Source organism: Sphingomonas sp. LC-1 (genome assembly GCF_025371035.1).
Lineage (GTDB): Bacteria > Pseudomonadota > Alphaproteobacteria > Sphingomonadales > Sphingomonadaceae > Sphingomonas > Sphingomonas sanguinis_E.
The window spans coordinates 78,103-98,256 of sequence record NZ_JANZXB010000001.1; the positions used below are offsets into that span (position 1 = coordinate 78,103).

The following is a 20,154-nucleotide window of genomic DNA, read 5'->3' on the forward strand; positions in this document are numbered from 1 at the left end:
ACAAAGGATGCTGTTGATGGAGAGCACCTTGGTCGTTTGCGTTTGCAATGCCATCCGGGAATCGCAGGTTCGCGATGCCGCACGGGCAGGTTCGATGACTCCCTGTCAGATGTATCAGGCGCTGGGGCGGCAGCCCAAATGTGGCCAATGCGCCGTCATCGCCCGCGCGATCATCGACGAGGAACGCACCGCCGCCTGATCTGGGCAGCGGCGAATTCGCCAAACGCTCAGACGGTGACCCGCACCGCGGCGGCGATCACGCCCCAGGACAGCACGCACGCCCCCCCAAGAACCATCAGCCGGGTCCGCACCCGCAGCTTATAGGGCTCCATGGCCCGCTCGTTCGCCATATCCTCGCCCGAAAGGGACAGGACATTGGTCGGCCCCTGCGCCGCCGTGATCGCGCCCGAGGGCAACGCCCGATCGAAGACACACCCCAGCCCCTCGACGCCCTGCCACACCGCGGTCGCCCGAACGCGACCGATATTCGCCAGCCCAATTTCGATCCGGGATCCTTCGGCGATGGGCAGCTTGGTGTCGATCCGGCATCCCTCACGCGTCAGGTCGAGCACGACCACGTCATAGGGGCGGACATCGCCATCGATCCGAAGCACGCCGCGACGCTCCAGCAACGTCCGCTCCTCGGAGCGATCGTCCTGGCCGAAAGTGTCGACGACTTGAGCGAGTTTCATGCCCGTTAACCTTTGAAGGATGCTGCGTGAGGCTCGGGAGGGGAGCCGAGGGTGACGAAGCCGGATCGCGACGCAAGGTGGAGGCGATTCCAGCCTCTTGTCTCGATCCGGGACATAACGAAATTTGGGCGTGCCCCCACGCCCGGCGGAAAAATTCAATAAAGCCCGGCAATCGACCCGGCATAGAACAAGGCCCAGCCGCCGACCGCGCCGGACAGTACCAGCACAGGGGTCTTCAGCCAGTTCGTACGCGATGGCGTCACCGCCTGCTTCGCGCTGAAGCTGTCGAAGACCGCCTGCTCACGCTCACTATCGAACTCGTTCCAAAGCCTTTCCTGGAGGCTGTGGACCGGCGAACCCGAATTGGGGCCCTGCCAGGCATCAGTGCGCTCGCCCGCCTTGGTTGCGGTCGCAGCGTCTAGCTTCTTCGTTTGGGCCAGGTTGTTTCGCATGACGATTTCCAGACGGTCTAGTGCACTGAAACCGATTTAGCCGTTTGCGCTTAGACGAGGCTTAATCCGGCTGGTTAACGCAAAATTAGCTACGAATTGGCTTATCCTGGATCGCCTTGTCGAGCGATAGTCATCTATGCCATTTGCGGATCAGAAACGGATCAAGGGGATTCCATGTCGACCTTTCAGCGGCTTACCCGACTGCGCCCGGCGATGATCGCACTGATGACCGCCAGCGTCGCCCTGGCCGGCTGTGCCTCGACCAGCGCCCCGCCCCTGCCCGCGTCCGAGATCGGCAAGGCCCGCCAGCCCTATACATTGGGGGTCGGCGACAAACTGCGCGTTAACGTTTATCGCGAGCCCGAATTGAGCGGTGAGTTCGCCGTCGGCGGAGCCGGATCGATCGCCATGCCGCTGATCGGCGAAGTCCCCGTCAAGGGCATGACCCGCGCACAGGTCGAGGCGGAACTGGCCCGGCGGCTGGGCAACGGGTTCGTCCGCAATCCCAGCGTCTCGGTCGAGGTCTACGACTTCCGCACCTTCGCGATCCTGGGCGAAGTTCAGCGTCCCGGGGCGTATCCTGCGCGCGAAGGCACGACCCTGACGTCGGCGGTCGCGCTGGCGGGGGGCTATACCTATCGCGCCAACGAGCACCGCCTGTTGCTGCGCCGGGCCAATGGACCGACTTTCTACAGTGTCGATGCCGACGCCGATGTCGAGGTGCAGCCGGGCGATACGATCCGCGTGCCCGAGGTTCATTTCTGACAAGGGGTTATCGGGTGATCCGTTCTCCCCTGGCGGGCTCCGCCACGCTGATGCTGATGTCGTCGCTCGCCATGCCCGTCATGGCGCAGACGACGCCGACGCCCCGCCCGCGCTCGACGGTGCCGGGGCGGCTGACATTGCCGGCGCAGAGCGACCCGATGGCGACGCAACAGCCCGCCACGCCGGTCCCGCCGCCGCTGGTCGATCCCCAGACCGGGCGGCCGGTCGACACGCCGCCGCGCGCCAGCGGTGTCGCGAACGAGACGGCCGCGGATGCGACCCCAGCGAGCGACGTACCCCCCGTCCCCGCTTATATCCCCCTTCCCTCGGGTTCGACGCAGCAGACCGAACTGCCGACCGCCCGCATCGCCGATCGCGCGCTGAGCGCCACGCGGCTGCCGGGTGACACGGTATTGCTGCGACGACGGCCCGGCTACGACGCACCCGGTCTTCGCGTCGGTGGGCTGGTCGTCCACCCCTATATCGATGCGGGTCTGGCCTATGACGCGAACGTCTATGCCGAAGAGAATCCGCGGACCGACATTTTCGCGCATCTCCTGACCGGCTTCGACGCCGCATCCGATTGGGGGCGGCATCGCGCCGTGATCAGCGGCTATATCCGCCGCCGCGAATATGCCCGCTATACCTCGGAAAATACGACCACCTATCGGCTGGTCACGGCCGGACGCTATGACGCGACCTCGCACGTGTCCTTCACCACCGAGGCCTCGCACCAGCGGATCCAGTTGGAGCGAGGCGCGGTCGAGGAAGTATCGAGCCTGGCGCTGCCCAGCCTGTATGATCTGACTGTAGGCCAGTTGGGGACTAGGATCGAATATGGCCCGACGCGGCTGACCGCCAGCGGCGGCGTGTCTCGGACCGATTTCACCGACAACCGCTCGCTGACGGGACAGCTCACCGATCAGCGTTTCCGTACCTTCACCGGCTATACCGGCGAGGCGCGGATCGAGCATGACGTATGGGGCACCCGCGCCCTGTACGGCCAGTTCAACTTCGAACGACGCCGTTTCGAGACGGCGGAGGCCAAGCGGCTGAGCAATGCCGATGTCTATGCGCTGACCGCCGGTCTGCGCGGGGCGCTGACCCAGTTGATCCGTGGCCATGTCGGTATCGGCATCATCCGCGTCGACTTTCAGGATCCCAGCGCCAATTCGATCTCCAGCCTGACCTTCGACACCCAGGTCGACTGGCTGGTTCGGGACCGCACGACCATCTCGCTGTCGGGTGCGCGCGAGTTGCGCACCGCGGCGCAGCGTGGCGTGCGGGCGGCGCTTTTCTCCAATCTGACGATCAGCGCCAATGAGGAAGTTCGCCGCAATCTGATCCTGTCGCTCGGCATTCGTCAGCAATGGACGGACTATATCAACGACATCCGCCGCGCTTCCGCGACGGGCGTGACGTTGGGCGCGAACTGGTTGCTCGACCGGCATTGGACGATCAAGCCCTTGATAAGCTATCTTCGCCGTACCGACCGGGGCTTCAACCTCGATCTGGGGCCGGAGGATGCGCAGGTCGCGGTCAGCGCTTCCTACCGGTTCTGATCCAGGATCGGCACGAGGCCCTCCGTGGTCGGATGAAGTTCGCCGCGCGGCGGTGTCGCGATAGCCTGTGGAGGTTGGATTGACGGATCAAGCACTGGCGGCCCCGGGGGTGACGACGGCCGAGCCCTGGCGCCGTGCCGAGTCCGCGCGTGCCGCGCAGATCGCAAAGTTCGTGCGCATCTATCTCGTGCTGCCCGCCGCGATCATCGCCATCTATCGCAGCACGCAAATGTGGTATGGATACCCCACGTCGCAGACGGAAAACGCATCCAACGATCCGTTTCTGATGCAGCTGGTGCTCTATTCGCTGGTGCCGCTGACGGGCCTCGCGACGGTCCTGCTTCCCCGGATGGCGGGGCGTGCCATGATACGGATGGGGCCGCTCGTGGCCTTGCTGGGCATATTCCTCATCGGGTCGATCGTGGCGTCCGATGACCGGATGAGTTCATTGCGCGGCTTCATCGCCATGATGCTCATCGTCATCCCGATGCTCTATCTCGCATCCTGCTTCGGCGTGAAGGCATCCTTCGATCTCGTATGGCGGGTCATGGCGGTGCTGCTGGTCGTGAACTTCGCCTATTCGATCCTGTTTCCCCATTTCGCGTTCATGAGCGGATCGTTGAATGGTACGATGCGCGGCATGTTCAGCCACAAGAACGCCTTCGGTGCCTATTGCGCGCTGACCTTCGTCATGCTGCTGCCGCCCGATTTCGACATTCGGCGCTGGGACCGACTGCTTCGCCTCGTGCTATGCGCGGTCGCGGCCGTGGGGGCTAAGCTCTCGCTGTCCTCGACGGCGATCGTTCTGCTGATCGTCGGCACCGGGATGGTGGTCGTGACGGGGTTCCTGAGCCGCATCGAACAGCGCACGCTGCGCGCGCTCGCGTTCGCCTTCGCGCTCTCCTTCGTCATCCTGCTTGCCAGCGGCGCCGGGGTCGCGCTTCTGGGCGAGGTGGCGGGCAGTTTCGGCAAGGACGTTACCCTGTCGGGGCGCGCCGAGATCTGGGAGGCGCTTTGGCCGGTGGCACTGGACAAGCCCTGGCTGGGCCATGGCTTCGCCATCTTCCGCCAGACCAGCTATTTTCAGCAATTCACCAGCACCATCGCATGGGGCCCGCGCTCGACGCATAACACCTATCTGGAGATCGCGCTGAATTCGGGGTTTCCGGCGTTGTTCGTCTGGCTGGCGATCATGCTGGCGGCGATCTTTCGCGGCATCCTGCTGATCGATCCGTCCTCACCGGATTATCGGCCCATCCAAAAAGGGATCGCGGCGATCGTGATGGCGCTGCTGGTCTCGACCAGCGAAGCAGGGCAGATGCTGGCGCCTCTATCGACCTGGCCCATCCTGGTGCTGTCGCTTTATTGCATTGCGATTTCGGACGGCACCCGACGCGTGCGAAGGGCTAGTTCGGTCGCACCCCTCGGCGAGGGAATGTCGAAGGCCGCCTGGACCTCCGCAAACCGGCGAGCGGTGTAGATCGCCCCAGCCTTTGAGAGGTGATGCGTGTCGGCGTAGAAGACATGACGCTGACCAGCGCGGAATTTGCAGCCGAGCCGATCGCACAAGGACGGCACGGGATCGAACAGCAAGACGCCTGATCGTCCCGCCGCCACGTCGGCAACCGCCGGGCGCGCCGGATCAGACACTACGGCGCTCCATGGAAGCCGGTCCTGCCGGGTCCTGTTTGGCCAAGTGGCGAACCTGTCGGCCAGTGCCGTCCGGACCGGCATCAGATCGTTCAAGGCCGCGCTATAGGGATTGACCGAAAAACGCGGGACATCCTGCATGACGATAACCGTCCGCCCCATCCGGTGGAGGGCGGTGATCATCCGATCGAGCCCGGACGCGAGCGTCATTCGCCTCTCCGCCACGCTGACACCGTCCGAACTCCCGCTCCCCATTGCTCCGACGGGAGGGGTTTCCAGCATCGAGGACCAGTAGCCGGCCAGAATGACGACCCGGATACGGGGCTGCGTCCGAATGATCGACAAGGCCTTTGTCAGGAAGGCGGCACATTCCGCCGCATGGGTCGGATGATTGACCAGGAAATGATCGTAACCCAGGATCGGCTGACAGGCCGATTTGGTCATCTGATACAGCGCCAATGAATGATCCGCGGCCAGTCCGGCGATCCCCGCCGCCATGGCATTGGCATGACTGTCACCGACCAGGGCGACGGCTGACCCCCTGCCCGACGGCAGGCATGCCTCGGTCGAACGCGGAGAGGATGCGCCATAGGCAACGAGACAGTTGTTATCCAAAGCGCCGCGAACGTCCGCGTCCAATTGTCGGACCGAGAGCGAAGCCCAGCGCGTGACCCCGCCGCTGATGACCAGCAGAACGAGTGCGGCGACGCCCCCGCCCCAAAGCGGAGCGTAGCGCCGCAGGCTGATACCGCCGCCGGTTCGCCTGTGCTGGAACGGCAGTTCAATCGCATAATAGCTCGCCACGGCGACGAGCAGCGTTCCGATCATCAGGGCGGCCCGAACGACCGGGCTGGCGTCGATCCCCAGTATATGCAGCGCAGCGACGGGCGGCCAATGCCATAGATACCAGGAATAGGAGATACGACCCAAACCGACCAAGGGGGGCGCCCCCAATATCCCAAGGGCTGTGCCGGATACGCCCGGCATGACGATCATCGCCGCCGCAGCGACGGCCAGGACCTGCCGGAGCAACACGGGCTGCCCCTCCGGCAGGAACAGCGCAAGCGCCAGAAGCACTGTGGCCGCCACCATCCTGTGTTGCCGCGTCAGCGGGTGCGCAAAGCTCGGTAACGGATGAGCCGACCGCAACGCGATCAGTCCACCCACCCCGATCTCCCAAAAGCGGAACGGCATGAGGTAATAGGCCGCTGCCGGCCGATAGAGCTGGATCAGCGCGGCCAGCCCGAAAGACAGGACGACCGCAGCCAGCATAGCCGCGCGCAGCCAATGGCCGCCCCTTCGGACACCGATCAGAATGAGGGGCGGCAGAACGAGATAGAATTGCAATTCGACCGAGAGCGACCAGCCCATCAACAGCAATTGCCGAACGGCCTTGGGCGAAAAATAATCGGTGAACGCCACGAAAACCACGTTGGAAACACCGGTCAACGTCGCAATTGCCGTGATCGCGTAAATCTTCAGTTCATATGGGGTCGAAATCGCATATGCGATAAGTGTCGTGAAGATGACGACGCAAAACAGAGCAGGCAAGAGCCTGCACGCGCGGCGAATGTAGAAGTAGCGGTAGCGAAACCGCCCGGCCTGTACCGATCGAAAAAGAATATCGGTAATCAGAAAACCGCTGATGACGAAGAATATGTCAACACCGACATATCCCGCCGAGAATGACGGCGTTTCATAGTGAAACAAAACGACCAAGAGAATGGCAACCGCACGCAAACCATCCAAGTCGCGGCGATAGGCCGTATCGATCGCTTTCGGCGCCACGGCCTCCATTCCCTATCGTCCCGTCAAAGCGCCCGACCTGTCGATCTGTTCCTCTCAGAGACGGCGATTTTCGTCCATGTGCTGGAGCAATCCTGCCCTGTGCTATAGCCGAAACGATACACCACTTGCCGCACCGGAGCGTGGCAGGGGCTGCAAGGCGTCGCCAAACGGCAATGGGCGAGCCGACATTGCCGGCTCGCCCACCCCTTCGATTGCTCATGACCGGCGAGGCTTGCCCCCCGCCGGCGAGACGCGCGTTACAGGACCAGCATGTCCCCGGCATTCAGATGCGGGGTCAGGTCGATGACCAACGCGCCCTGATCATAGCTTCCCCCCAGCGCCGCCTTGTAGACGAAGCTGTCGCTCGTCTTGTGGTCGGCCACCATCCGCGCATTGGCGTCGGCATCCAGCGTATAGGTGAAGGCACCGGTGCCATCGATGTGCAGCGTGCCATAGGCGCCCTTCAGATCGACCGCGCCCTTGTTCAGCTGTTGTCCGCCCACGGTGCGCAGCGACAGGGTGCTGCCGTCCGAAGTCAGGTCGTTGGTCGAGACATTGCCGACGACCGTCTGGCTGTTGGCGGCGATCTTGTAGAAATCGTCCACCGCCTTCGCCTTCTCGATCGGCTGCCCGGCCTTGAGCGCGGCCTTGGCGGCGGCACTGGTCGGATCCTGCGTCCGGATATAGGCGGACAGATCGATGGTCAGGTTCGACGAGACGACCTTGCCATTGTCATTGGCCTTATACTGGAAGCTTTCGGTCGGTGCGCCGACATTCTTCAGCTTGGCGAGCGCATTGCTGTCCAGGCTATAGGTGAAATGGCCATTCTGGTCGACGTGCAGCGTACCGAAGCTGCCCTTCAGGTCGAGGCCATTGGTACCGATGCGGGTGCCGTTGAACGAGCTGAGCGACAGCTTGCTACCCGCCGCGTTGACGTCATTGTCCATGATGTTGCCGGCAACCTTGGTGCCCGACACGTCCACGGCATATCGGTCGGCATTGATCCCGACCTTCAGCGCCTTGTTCAGATTCTCGCTATAGCTTTCTTGAAGCAGCTTGGCGGCCGCGGCATCGGCCTGTGCCTTGGCAACCGCCTCTGCCTGAGCCTTGGCGGCGGCATCGACCTGCGCCTTGACCGCGGCCGCGGCTTCGGCCTGCAACCCGGCGGGGGCCTGTGCCGCCGTCGTCAGGACGTTATTGGCCACGTTGAACGCCCCGGTCAGGCCGCTGCCCTTGATCTGCGACACGGTGCTGTCGATCACCACATTATCGTGGAAGGCGCCGGTCGCCTGTTTGTCGATCTTCAGCGCGGCGGTCGCGACGCTGACGAAGGTGTTCTTGCTGATGTCGATATTCTGGCGTGTCACGTCGCCGTCGCGCGACAGACCGGTCAGCGCCACGCCGAAGTTCGATCCGACGATCTCGTTGCCCGAAATCTTGTAATTGCCCAGGTTGATACCCGCGCTCGCCATGATCGCCGACGACCAGCCATATTTGTTCTGGCCGCTCAGCTTGTTGTTCGTGATCTCGACGTCCCAGCCGTTGATCGCGATGCCGAAGCTGCCGCCCTTCACCTCGTTGCCCGAGGCGACGACGTTGGACGAGGAGTTGACGATGATCCCGCCCTTGGTCGAATCGGGCGACGTGCTCTGGTCGATGACGTTGCCGGTCATGCGCACGTTCGACGACCCGGTGACCTGGATGCCGTCGGCGGTGCCGCCCTTCAGGTTCGTCATGACATTGTTGACGATCTTCACGTCGGTCATGTCGACGACGTAGATGCCGTCATTCGACACATGATCGAACTTGCTGTTCGAGATCGTGACGTTCTTGCTCGTCTTCATCGAGATGCTGCCGGTGCCCGTCGCGGCGCCGGCGTTGATCAGCGAGACGTGATCGATCACCCAATTCTCCGCCTGCGCGGCATAGATGGCGTTCGAGCTGGTCGAGAAGGTCAGGTCCTTGATGACGATGTTCGTCGCCTTGGTCCCGTAAATGCCCTGCTTGCCGACGAAGGTCGGGTCCGTCCCCTGGCCATAGGCGCCGATGGTGATCGGTTGGTCGGTCGTGCCCGAGCCATTGATGGTCAGCATGTCGGCAAAGCTGCTGCCGCGCGCCAGCAATATGGTGTCGCCGGCCTTGAGCTTCATACTGGAAATCTTGGCGACGGACTGAAACGCCGTGCCCGCACTCGTGCCGCTGTTCTTGTCCGAACCGTTGGCGGCATCGACATAATAGGTCGTCATTTTCCGGCTTCTCCGGGGAAGAGAGCAGAGGTCTTCCCGATGAGGAGCATGTGCCAGCGACGGTGGAAACGACGGGTTACATCCTAGGGTTAACGTTTCGTACACGGTAAAACATTGCCGAAACGCGGTAAATTTCGTGAAAGGCAATCCGTATTAAGATCTGTCACCGGCGCGCGAGCGGATCGCCAGTGACGCGGCGGACGCGTGCCGTGCGCCGAACGCACAAACGCCGGCGACCTTTCGGTCACCGCCGTTCGGCATATCCATATCGGCCGCCACGAGGCGGCCGATCGGGACTCAGATGGCCGGAGCAGCCGAGTTGAACGCGATGTTCAGCAGGGCATAGTCGGTGTTGTTGCCTTCACCGTTCTGGCCGTCATGCGGCTTGTAGGCGAACTTCTCGACGCCCTGCGCGCCGTTCAGCGCGAGCGTGTCGGGGTCGGTATAGTCGACCGCATAGCTGAAGGCGCCGTTGCTGCTGATCGTCAGGGTGCCGTACACGCCCTTGATCTGCACGTCGCTCATGCCGGTGATGTGATAGTTGGTGTTGGTGGCGAGATCGATCACGCCGCCGACATGCAGCGTATCACCATCGGGATCGCTGTCGTTGGCAAGGACGTTGCCGCCGACGACGCCCGAGTTGGTCGAGACGAAGTCATCAACCGCGACCGGCTTGCGGTTGGCGGCACCGGCGATGTCGAAGGTCAGAAAGGCCTGATCGTACATGCCGCTGCCGTCGCGGATCTTGATCTTGAAGTCTTCGACCATGGTCTGGCCGTTCTTAATGTTCAGGCCAGCGTTCAGCTCATAGGTATAGCTGCCGTCCTGGGCGATGGTCAGCGTGCCATACTTGCCCTGGAACACGTTGCCACCCTTGCCGCCGCCGATCTGGCCGGCGACATAGCCGTCGTTGACGCGTGCGACAGTGATCGTGTCACCATCGGCATCGGTCGCGTTGCTGAGGATGTTGCCCGACATCGTACGGGTGTTTTCGTTGAACGAAATCGTCTGGTCAGGAAGGTTGGGCTTGCTCGCCATTGTTCGGGACTCCCCTTGTTCTGCTTATCAAAGCATTTGGATTGCAGTGCTGGCCACGAGGCCGGTGTTGATGACCAGATGGTAAGCGATCCGTTAACCAAAAACAGCGAAAATGTTTCCCGCTTTTTGGCGGGTGTCCCATGATGAGGCGGATGACGATCGCAGCCCAAATGCTTCGCGGCGCACAATTAATTCGGACGGAACAAGGTGCCGATTGCTGGGTTTAACGGCCCTTTTTGCCTGTCTCATCTGGTGCTTGGGAAACGTCGACACCCCGCCTCGGCGCAAACGGCGACAGAACTCGTGTCGACACCGTAAGGACGGCGGTTTTCTGCGGACTTCGACCGCATGATATGCGTAACGATGCCGTAACGGATAGCCGCTATGATCCTGAACAACGGCTGTCTGATACGGCGATTTATGCCATCAAAGGGGTCGTTTATCCCTGAAATGACACCGCCTGCCCCCGTCGATGAAAATAAAGTCATGGACGATGAAAACAGCGTCATTTTTTGCCGCCTAGCCCGACGAACGACGCAATTTCCAAACGCGAAAAAGATATTAGGAGGCTGTTCCTCGCCTTGGCGCTCAAAAACCTCGCTTTACCGCAACGCATTGATTCGGGCCGATTCGAAAAAAATCGGCCCGGCATCGAGATTTTCGGTGCCAGGCCGTCAAAAGCCGTCATTCCCTTATCGCAACTGGGCCTTGCCGGATTGCGGCACCCGTTCGGCGATCGCTCTGATCATCCGGGGCCTGGGGTGGGTGCCGGTACGCGGCGAGCCCGCGCCGTCATTGGCATTGGGTGCGAACACCTCTCCTCCCGCCGCCACGACCGTACGCGATCCGTTATAGTGAAGCTTGCAGGTCCAGTTGCCCGGCTGGCCACTGATCCCGATCACCGTTGCGAAGGCCGACGTTCCGCCCGCCGCCCATTGAAGCGTATCGCCCAATTCCGGCGCGTCGGCCAATATGATCGTGTCATAGGTGGCCGCGCCATCGGTCCCCGCCTGCTGAGCCAGGGTCGTGACGAAGAAGGGCTCGGGCCATTTCCCTTGTGTATCGGCCAGGCCGCTGGCGCGCATGACCTCTATATAGCCGGCCAGCGAGCCGTCCATTCCAGCTTCCTTGTCCGCCTCCAGTTGATAGCGGACGCCGCTCGGCCATTCGCCACCGGCCTGGTAACCCTGATTGGCGAGCGTGCGGAACCCGTCGGTAGAATTGGGATGGATGACCTGCCCCACCGCGACGATCGGTATGCCCGGATGACGCGCGAGCACACGGTCGTTCAACGCCTTCCAGTTGCTGCGGGTCGTCGCATAGCTGCTGCTGTCATAGTCGTTACGCCCCATTTGGTTGAGGATACAGGTGAAGGGCCGCCGCCCACCGTTCATCGTCACCACCTGATCGACAATGTCCCAGCGCTTGGCGGAATTGGTCGAGATCAACTCGCGCTTCGATGCCGCACCGGGCATGCCGATCACCATATGCGGAATACGGCCATAGGTCCCATCGCGATCGAGCCAACGGCGCAGCCAGCCCATATTGCGCCGCGCATCGGCCGCCAGCGGGTGGTCGGACTGCCGCTCGCCAATCGAATCGCAGACGACCAATGGCACCGGCCGCCCGTCCCATCCCTTGGCGACCATGAAATCCGGGCCGTAATAGGCCGGAAAGGATGGCCCATCCAGCGAGGCGGTGCTGGCCGTGTCGGTCCCGATCAGTGCGGTCAGCGCCGCCGCATTGTCCGCGCCCCAGACGCGCTCGCCCCGCTGTCGCATGATCTGATGCACCGGGATCTGTTTTTCCCCAGCGGCAGTCATATAGAGCGTGTAGACCGTCACCTGCGCGAGCGGCGGAACCGCGAGCGAGAGGTCGTCGGTCCAGGCCCCCAGCGCGCCGCTGGCGATGCTGGTCCCCGCCGCCCCGCCGAAACCGCACGACAGGGCCGGACCGCCATTTACCGCGATCCATACGCCGTGGATCACAGTGGCATTGCCCGGCAGGACCGTCTCCTGCGGACTATTGCCCCCTTCGGTGCAGGCGAAGCCCGAATAATGAAGTCGCAGATGGTCGATCGCATATTGCGGCGAACCGAAGATCAGTTTCGTCATGATGAAGCGCGTGTCCGACTGCGCGGTCAGCAACGCCCCGGACGGCATCCGCGCGCCGGTCGCCCAGAACATATAGCGGTCCTGGTCGGCCGGCATGCGCGGATTGCCAAAGGCCGGGCGATTGCCCGCATAGGCCCCTGCCATATCGCTCACGCCTCCCCGATCAGGTCGGCCGCCGTGGTGCCGGTCGCGCGGACGAAGCCGGGGCGGACGTTCAGATAAACGCCGCTGGCGACATTGCGATAGACGACGTCCGCGACGCCATCGACGCCGCGAAGCGTGACATGCCCTCCGGTCCCGACAAAGAGACGCTTGGGCACGATGGCCAGGGCACCCGTGTCGCTGGGAATGATAACAAATGGTGCGCGCGACGGCGCGCTGAGGCTGTCGATGTTGAACGGGTCGGCCATGGCTGTTCTTCCCCCCTATAAAGGCCCGGACACGATGGTCCGGGACAATGTTCCTCTTATGTTCCTTTTATAGCTGTAGGAAAGCCCCGACAGAGCGGGTATCGGCAGCGCGTCACATCAGGGTCTTCGGGTCAGCCAGCGGCGCCATTCCAGCCGCAGCGGGAATAGGATAGCATGAGCAACACAGCCGGGGGTGTCGGAAAGCGGATCGCCAAGGGGAGCATGTGGCTGTCGGCCGCTCGGGTGGTCGTCAATCTTTCGGGCATGGTCAGCACGGTGCTGCTCGCGCGACTGCTGGTCCCGGCGGATTTCGGCCTGGTCGCGATCGCAGCGACGTTGATGCAGATCGTCACGTCGATCACCGAAATGTCATTGTCCCAGGCGCTGATCCGGCTGGACGAGCCGACCGATACCGATTTCCATTCCGCCTGGACGCTGTCGATGCTGCGCGGCGTGACGATCGCGGTGGTGCTGTCCGCCTCGTCGCCGTTCGTCGCGCATCTCTATGGCGATCAGCGGCTGATACCGATCCTGATCGTGCTGGGCGGCGGCGCGCTACTGTCCGGTCTTGCCAATCCCTGGCTCGCGGTATTCCAGCGGCGGCTGGTCTTCTGGCAGGAGTTCGTCCTGTCCACCGCATCGAAGATGAGCAACGTCATCGTCGCGGTCGGCGTCGCCTGGTATTTCCAAAGCTATTGGGCGATCGTCGCGGGGATCGTGGCGATGTACGCCTCCAACGTCATCGTTTCCTATTGCATCCTGCCCCGCCTGCCCCGTTTTTCGCTGGCGAGCTGGCGGACCCTGTTGTCCTTCTCGGTCTGGACCAGCGCGTCGCAGCTCGTGAACGCGCTGAACTGGCGCGCCGACCAGTTGATGGTGGGCAAGATCGCGACGCCCACGGTGCTCGGCTATTATAATGTCGGCTTCAACCTCGCCAATCTGGCGACGCGTGAGACGACACTGCCGCTGACGCAGACGCTGTTCCCCGCCTTCGCCTCGATCAAGCACGACAAGCCGCGGTTGAAGACCGCCTATATCAAGGCGGACCGCCTGCTGGTCGCGCTCGGCGTGCCGGTGGGCGTCGGCTTTGCGTTGGTCGCGGAGCCGATGGTGGCGCTGTTCCTCAACACCAAATGGCTGCCCGCCGTCCCCATCATCCAGGCCTTTGCCGTGATCTTCGGCCTGCAAGGCGTCGCCGGGCTGGTGACGCCGCTGGGCATGGCGATGGGACAGGTACGGATGCTCTTCCTGCGCGACGTTCAGGTCCTGCTCGTCCGCCTGCCGCTGATGGCGTTGGGAGCCATATTCTTCGGGGTGCCGGGTCTTGTCGCCGCGCGGGTCGTCACCGGACTCTATCAGGTCGGCATCGCGATGCAGCTTGCGCGCCGTCTGGCCGGGGTGCCGATCCTGCGCCAGTTTGCGACCCACCTCCCCACCTTTATCGGATGCGTTGCCATGGCACTGGGCGTCTGGGCGGTCGCGGATCGGGGGCTGCGCGTGATCGCGGGCTTCGATCTGGCGCAGGAGCTGGTCTTGCGCGTGCTGGTCGGCGGCCTCGTCTATCTGGTGACCCGCTTCGCCATCTGGTTCGTGACGGGTCGTCCCGAGGGGCTGGAGCGGGACGCGCTGGCGATGCTCGGCAAGCTACGGCGCAAGCGGGCGGCGGCCACCATGGCATGACCGCCCCGTCATGGTCGTGTCATTTGGGGACAGAATTGACCCGGGAGTCGATTCCCCGCGTGGCGAAGCGCGCCTAGACCTGCGAATATCGTGGCATTGCGACCAGTTGGGGTAGTGCACGCATGGGCCCGTTAACCAATAGGGCCTATAGCCCATGGACATGACGGCGCCGGGGACATCTGGCGCGGCGTGACATGTGGCGTAAGGAAGGGCCGGGTTTTGCGTACAGCCGACGGGGGACAAGACGATCTGCGCATGGCCATGCGCCGGTTTCGATCGGTCTTCGGCATGATCGTGGCGGTCAGCGCCATATTGAACGTGCTGTTGCTGGCCGGGTCCATCTACATGATGATGGTCTACGACTCGGTGCTGCCGGGCCGGTCGATCCCGACTCTGGTGGGCCTGCTGATCATGGTCACGCTGGCCTATGCCTTTCAGGGGTTGTTCGAGAATTTGCGCGCCGGCCTTTTGTCCGATGTGGGCAACGGGCTGGACCGGGCGCTGTCGCGCCGGGTGCAGGGCGCGATGGGGCAGATGTCGCTCGACGGGCGGGTGACGCAGGGCGACGGCCTGGGCCCGATGCGCGATCTGGACCAGGTGCGCAGCTTCATCAGCGGCACCGGCCTGGCGACGATGATCGACCTGCCCTGGATCCTGTTCTTCCTGGGCGTGCTGTTCATGCTGCACGTCTGGCTGGGCGTCACGACCCTGATCGGAGCGCTGATCCTGCTGGCGCTGACGCTGGTGACCAACCGGGTCATGAAGAAGCCGTCGGCTGACCTCCACCAGATGTCTTCGGTCCGCAACGCCATGGCCGAATCGAACATGCGGCATGTCGAACTCTTCGCCGCGCTGGGCATGCGCGAGCGGATGCGAGACCGGTGGGAGCGGGTGAACAACCAATATGTCACCCTGTCCAACCGCGTCTCACGCGAAAGCGCCAAGCTGGGCGGGGTCAGCAAGGTCCTTCGCCTGCTGCTGCAATCGGTCATCCTCAGCGTCGGCGCACTGCTCGTCATCAACGGCAAGGCCAGCGGCGGCGTCATCTTCGCCTCGTCCATCCTGTCGGGCCGCGCACTGGCGCCGGTCGACCAGGCGATCGCCAATTGGCGCAATCTGGTCGGCGCGCGTCAGGGTTGGGCACGGCTGAAGCAGCTTTTCTCGCGCGTCCCGGCCGCCGATCACGGCATGACTCGCCTGCCCGCACCGCATCAAAGCCTGCTCGTCGAAAATCTGGTCGTCGGCCCACCGGGCACGCAGCGGGTCACCCTGCACGGCGTCCAGTTCCGGCTGAACCCCGGCGATGCGCTCGGCCTGATCGGGCCCAGCGGCGCGGGCAAGACCACGCTCGGTCGCGCGCTGATCGGCTTGTGGCAGCCTCAGGCGGGCGCGGTGCGGCTCGACGGCGCGGCGCTCGACCAATGGTGGCCGGACGATCTGGGTCGGTGGCTCGGCTATCTGCCCCAGTCGGTGGAACTGGTCGGCGGCACCATCGCGCAGAATATCGCCCGCTTCGATCCCGAAGCCACGTCGGAAGCGATCATCGCCGCCGCGCGCGACGCCGGAGTCCACGCGCTGATTACCAGCCTGCCCGCCGGCTATGACACCCAGATCGGCGAGGATGGCCGCGAGCTTTCCGCCGGTCAGCGCCAGCGTATCGGGCTGGCACGGGCGCTTTATGGCGATCCCTTCCTGATCGTTCTGGACGAGCCCAATTCCAATCTCGACGCCGAGGGCGAGGCCGCTCTGGCCGCCGCGATCGGCTCGGTCCGCAACCGTGGCGGCATCGTCGTCGTCATCGCCCATCGTCCCAGCGTTTTGGGACAGGTCAACAAGATCATGTATTTGCGCGACGGCCGTATCGAGCTATTCGGCCCCAGCGATCAGGTCATGGACCATCTGACGCGCGCGGCGCTGCCCAACGGCACGCCCACGCCCGAGCGTACCCTTGAGGAAAGCAAGTCATGAACGGCATCGTCACCACCGGCGGCCCCGGCACGCGCCTGACCGCGATCGACGAAGAGGCCCCCCTCTATGATCCGCTGCGGAGTGCGAAGCGCCAGTTCCGCATCGCGCTGACCGCGATCCTCGTGCTAGTGCTGGGCTTCGGCCTGGCGGGTGCGCTCATCCCGATCGGCGGCGCGGTCATCGCGCCCGGCCAGGTCGGGGTGAAGAGCCGGATCAAGCGGATCGCGCATCCCGCGGGCGGCGTCATTTCCGAAATCCTGGTCGAAAATGGCCAGCGCGTGCGCAAGGGCCAGGTGCTGATGCGCTTCGACGACCGCGTCACCGACGCCGATGCCCGCTATTCCAGCCTCAGCGTCGACCAGTTGCTCGCCCAGCGCGCGCGGCTGGAGGCGGAGCGTCTGGGCGCGCCGAGCATCAGCTTCCCCGCCGAACTGGTCAATGGTGGCGAGGGTGCCCAGCGCGCCATGGCGGACGAGCGCAAGCTTTTCACCATCCGCAAGACCGAACAGTCGGGCCTGATCGCCCAGCTCGAATCGCGCGTGCGGCAATATGAGCAGCAGATCGGCGCCTATCGCGCGCAGATCAACGCGCTGGAACAGCAGACCGCGCTCATCAATCCCGAGCGTCAGGGCGTGAAGGATCTGTGGGAAAAGGGGCTGGTCACGATCAGCCGCCGCAACCAGCTCGAACGCACGGCCGCCGATCTTCAGGGCAATGTCGGGGCGCTCCAGGCCAATATCGCCTCGACCCAGGCGCGTATCACCGAGGCGCGCGAACAGATCATCCAGCTGGGCGAGACCCGCCGTTCGGAAGCGGGCACGCGCCTGGCCGAGATCAACAATACGCTGAACCAGCAACAGGTGCGCAGCGTCTCGGCGGTCGATGCGCAAGACCGCAGCGTCCTGCGCGCGCCCTATGACGGCGTCGTCGACAAGCTGGCCTTCAACACCATCGGCGGCGTCGTTCGCGGGGCCGAGGTCATCATGGAAATCGTGCCCGATAGCGACGAGCTGATGGTGGAGGCGGGTGTCTCGCCGCTCGACATCGATCAGGTGCGGGTGGGCCAACAGGCGCGTATCCGTTTCAGCGGATTGAACTCCACCGCGACGCCGGAAATCCATGGCCGGGTGGTGACGGTGGCCGCCGACCGGTCGATGGATCAGGAGGGCAAGCAGGCCTTCTACCCGGTCCGCGTCGCGATCGAGGAGGCCGAGTTGCGCCGCTATCCCGAAATCCAGCTGCGCCCCGGCGTGCCGGCCGAGGTGTTCATCGAAACCGGCCACCGGACGATGATCTCTTACATCACGAAACCCCTGCGCGATCAGTTCGAGCGGGCTTTCCGAGACAATTAATTCGACGGAGTGGGGCAATGATGGTGAACAGGGGGAAGGCGCTGGGGCTGCGCGCCGGTTTGACGATGCTGGCCTTGATGGGATCGGCATCGGGCGTCGCGTTGGCGCAGGTGCCGACCGCTGCCGGCATGCCGCAGCCGCTGGAGCCGCAACTGCCGCGCGAGACGCCCGAGGGCGCGCTGGCGGCGAATGCGACGCCGACGCTGACCACGCTGGAGGCCGCGATCGCGCGGGCTTATTGGAGCAATCCGACACTGGTCGCAGAGCGTTCGACGCTGAAGTCGGTCGACACGCTCTATCCGCTGGCGCGGGCGAGCTATGGCCCGCAGATCACGCTTCAGGGTTCGCACCAGTTCACCCGTACCCGCAGCGAAATCTACCCCGGTCTCTTCAACCGGCCCGAGGGTTTCTCGAGCACCGCGCAGCTGGTCTTCTCGCAGCCGGTTCTGTCGTTCGGGCGGCGCGCATCGGCCGAGCAGAATGCGCTCGCGCAGATCGCGCTGGAGCGTGAGCAGCTTCGACTGGTCGAAGCATCGACCATGTACAACGTGATCTCGGCCTATGTCGGGGTGATCCGCGACCGCAATATCGTGGAACTGGCGCGACAGAACCTGGCGCTGCTCGAGCGCCAATATAGCGATGGCCGCGCGCGGTTCGCGGTGCGCGACATCACCTCCAGCGATTTGCAGCAGGTACAGACGCGCGTCGAATTCGGCCGCGCACAGCTGCTGAACGCGCAGGGGCAATTGGGTTCGAGCCAGTCGCTGTTCCTCCAGGCGACGGGCGGCCTGCCCGGCGATCTGGCAGTGCCGCCGCAATTGGCCCTGGGCGTCGGTTCGCTCGACGCGGCCTATGGCATCGCCGAAAATGCCAGCCCGATCATTCGCGGCGCCCAGTCGCGCGAAAAGGTGTCGCGCGCCGCCGTCGCCGCCGCCAAGGCCGAGCAGAACCCCAATGTCTCGCTGGAAAGCAGCGGCACCTACGGCCCGACCTCGATCTACCAGAACCAGCTTCGCACCACCGACCTGCGCTCGTCGGTGGTGGTGACGATGCCGCTGATCGATTCGGGCACGCGCCGCCTGTCGATCGAGCGGGCGCGTCAGCAGAATGACGCTGATTGGCGATTGGTGGATGCAGCCCTGCGCGAAACGCGCCAGTCGGTCGCGCAGGCCTGGGACGCGCACCGCGCCGCGCTGGCCTCGCTCGACCATCTGCGCGCTGCCTCCGCTGCGGCGCAGGCGGCCTATGACGGAGCCGTCATCCAGGAAAAGGCCGGCGACCGCACGACCCTCGACGTGCTCGACCTGGCGCGCGACCTGCTGAACATCCGCACCAGCTATGCCACGGCCGAGGCGAATGAATATATTGCGCGGGCGCAGCTCCTGTCCGCCATGGGCAATCTGGAGGCGCCCAAGCTGATCTCCGGCCTGCCCGCCTATGACACCAACGCCAATTTCGATCGCGTGAAGCGGCGCGGCGACGTGCCGTTGCTGACCCCGCTGCTGTCGGGGGCGGACAATCTGGTGAGCGGCAACGTGATCGCGCGCGAGCGTCCGATCCGCGACCCGTCGGGCGCGCTGCGGGTCGAAACGTCGGTCACGCCGCTGGAGGTGCCGCCCGCGCCCCCGGTGACGGAGGCGACGACCCCCGCCCCGGCGAAGCCGCCGCGACGCTAAAACCGATACCCACCTCAAAGACAGGAGCGCATCGTGGCCCGGACCTCCATCTACGTCGTCAGCCTGGACAGTGCGACCGAACGACGCGCCAGCTTCACGGGACATGCCGAAGGGGCCGGACTGACCTGGCGCTTCTTCGACGCCCATCGCGAACCGCAGGGGTTACGCTATGACGAGGCGGCGGCCATTCGTGAACATGGCCGACCGCTCCAGGCCGGCGAATTGGGCTGCTATTCCAGCCATGCCGGGCTGTGGCGGCAGCTTCTGTCCGATCCCGATGCCGACCAGTATCTGATCCTGGAAGACGACGTCATCGCAGACTGGGGCGCGCTCCGCCTGCTTTGCGATGTCGATTATGCGGCTGAAGGCGTCGATTATATGCGGCTCTTCTACAAAAAGCCGTCACCCCATCTGCCATGGCGGCGCAACTGGCCCGCGTCCGATCTCTATGTCGTCCGCCTCTATGGCAAGCCCTATGGCACCCAGGGTTATTTCATCACCCGCAAGGGGGCGGAGCGGTTCCTGGAACTCTACACCGATGCGGTTCGGCCCGTCGACGACCAGATGGACCGGTTCTGGGAAAGCGGCATTCCCAACCTGTGCCTTTTCCCCTTCCCCATCATGGAGGCCTATCGCCCCTCGACCATCGGGGCGGCCCGATTTGCGGGCAAGCAAACGCGCGGAGCCAGGATGCGGCTGACCGCTGACCGGATGCGGCGCAAACTCGCTTTCATGGTCGATCGCACGCTCAAACGCTGATC

16 protein-coding genes are annotated in these 20,154 nt (G+C 64.0%); 9 read left to right on the forward strand and 7 right to left on the reverse strand.

The window, feature by feature from the left end; translation table 11 throughout:
* Positions 1 to 28: 28 nt before the first annotated feature.
* The gene (locus NZL82_RS00350) at positions 29 to 199 is read left to right on the forward strand and encodes a bacterioferritin-associated ferredoxin (RefSeq protein ID WP_261268223.1); all 171 of its coding nucleotides are present in this window, start codon (positions 29 to 31) and stop codon (positions 197 to 199) included.
* A 28-nt stretch (positions 200 to 227) separates the two neighbouring features.
* On the opposite strand, the gene NZL82_RS00355 is transcribed toward NZL82_RS00350, so the two are convergent.
* Both NZL82_RS00355 and NZL82_RS00360 read right to left on the reverse strand, forming a co-directional pair.
* On the reverse strand, positions 228 to 692 hold the full coding sequence (locus NZL82_RS00355) for a PilZ domain-containing protein (RefSeq protein ID WP_261267795.1): 465 nt from the start codon (positions 690 to 692) through the stop codon (positions 228 to 230).
* A 155-nt stretch (positions 693 to 847) separates the two neighbouring features.
* Positions 848 to 1,144: a hypothetical protein gene (locus tag NZL82_RS00360; protein WP_261267796.1), complete on the reverse strand. Its 297-nt coding sequence runs from the start codon at positions 1,142 to 1,144 to the stop codon at positions 848 to 850.
* Positions 1,145 to 1,318: 174 nt separating this feature from the next.
* Between NZL82_RS00360 and NZL82_RS00365 the strand changes: the two genes are divergently transcribed.
* The 3 genes from NZL82_RS00365 (at position 1,319) to NZL82_RS00375 (ending at position 4,951) form a co-directional block, all read left to right on the forward strand.
* Complete coding sequence (locus tag NZL82_RS00365) at positions 1,319 to 1,909, forward strand: polysaccharide biosynthesis/export family protein (protein WP_261267797.1); 591 nt, start codon at positions 1,319 to 1,321, stop codon at positions 1,907 to 1,909.
* Between the two features lie 14 nt (positions 1,910 to 1,923).
* Positions 1,924 to 3,471 (forward strand): outer membrane beta-barrel protein, encoded by a 1,548-nt coding sequence (locus NZL82_RS00370; RefSeq protein WP_261267798.1) that lies wholly within the window; start codon positions 1,924 to 1,926, stop codon positions 3,469 to 3,471.
* A 79-nt stretch (positions 3,472 to 3,550) separates the two neighbouring features.
* Positions 3,551 to 4,951, forward strand: coding sequence for an O-antigen ligase (locus tag NZL82_RS00375; RefSeq protein WP_261267799.1), 1,401 nt, complete (start codon positions 3,551 to 3,553; stop codon positions 4,949 to 4,951).
* Here NZL82_RS00375 and NZL82_RS00380 read toward each other — a convergent pair.
* The 5 genes from NZL82_RS00380 to NZL82_RS00400 form a co-directional block, all read right to left on the reverse strand.
* Positions 4,834 to 6,918, reverse strand: coding sequence for an acyltransferase family protein (locus tag NZL82_RS00380; protein ID WP_261267800.1), 2,085 nt, complete (start codon positions 6,916 to 6,918; stop codon positions 4,834 to 4,836). The genes NZL82_RS00375 and NZL82_RS00380 overlap by 118 nt on opposite strands.
* Before the next feature lie 248 nt (positions 6,919 to 7,166).
* Positions 7,167 to 9,155 (reverse strand): right-handed parallel beta-helix repeat-containing protein, encoded by a 1,989-nt coding sequence (locus NZL82_RS00385; RefSeq protein WP_261267801.1) that lies wholly within the window; start codon positions 9,153 to 9,155, stop codon positions 7,167 to 7,169.
* A 297-nt stretch (positions 9,156 to 9,452) separates the two neighbouring features.
* Positions 9,453 to 10,193 (reverse strand): Ig-like domain-containing protein, encoded by a 741-nt coding sequence (locus NZL82_RS00390; protein ID WP_261267802.1) that lies wholly within the window; start codon positions 10,191 to 10,193, stop codon positions 9,453 to 9,455.
* Positions 10,194 to 10,885: 692 nt separating this feature from the next.
* Positions 10,886 to 12,460: a hypothetical protein gene (locus NZL82_RS00395; RefSeq protein ID WP_261267803.1), complete on the reverse strand. Its 1,575-nt coding sequence runs from the start codon at positions 12,458 to 12,460 to the stop codon at positions 10,886 to 10,888.
* Positions 12,457 to 12,717, reverse strand: coding sequence for a hypothetical protein (locus NZL82_RS00400; protein WP_261267804.1), 261 nt, complete (start codon positions 12,715 to 12,717; stop codon positions 12,457 to 12,459). The genes NZL82_RS00395 and NZL82_RS00400 overlap by 4 nt, the downstream gene beginning before the upstream one ends.
* Positions 12,718 to 12,891: 174 nt before the next feature.
* Between NZL82_RS00400 and NZL82_RS00405 the strand changes: the two genes are divergently transcribed.
* From NZL82_RS00405 to NZL82_RS00425, 5 genes are all read left to right on the forward strand, one after another.
* The gene (locus NZL82_RS00405) at positions 12,892 to 14,397 is read left to right on the forward strand and encodes a lipopolysaccharide biosynthesis protein (protein ID WP_261267805.1); all 1,506 of its coding nucleotides are present in this window, start codon (positions 12,892 to 12,894) and stop codon (positions 14,395 to 14,397) included.
* Positions 14,398 to 14,616: 219 nt separating this feature from the next.
* The gene (locus tag NZL82_RS00410; RefSeq protein ID WP_261267806.1) at positions 14,617 to 16,365 is read left to right on the forward strand and encodes a type I secretion system permease/ATPase; all 1,749 of its coding nucleotides are present in this window, start codon (positions 14,617 to 14,619) and stop codon (positions 16,363 to 16,365) included.
* Positions 16,362 to 17,717: an HlyD family type I secretion periplasmic adaptor subunit gene (locus NZL82_RS00415; RefSeq protein ID WP_261267807.1), complete on the forward strand. Its 1,356-nt coding sequence runs from the start codon at positions 16,362 to 16,364 to the stop codon at positions 17,715 to 17,717. Before NZL82_RS00410 ends, NZL82_RS00415 begins: the two co-directional genes overlap by 4 nt.
* Before the next feature lie 17 nt (positions 17,718 to 17,734).
* Complete coding sequence (locus NZL82_RS00420; protein WP_261267808.1) at positions 17,735 to 19,393, forward strand: TolC family protein; 1,659 nt, start codon at positions 17,735 to 17,737, stop codon at positions 19,391 to 19,393.
* 33 nt (positions 19,394 to 19,426) lie between these two features.
* A complete protein-coding gene (locus NZL82_RS00425; RefSeq protein ID WP_261267809.1) occupies positions 19,427 to 20,152 on the forward strand; it encodes a glycosyltransferase family 25 protein in 726 nt (241 codons plus the stop codon).
* Positions 20,153 to 20,154: the final 2 nt, after the last annotated feature.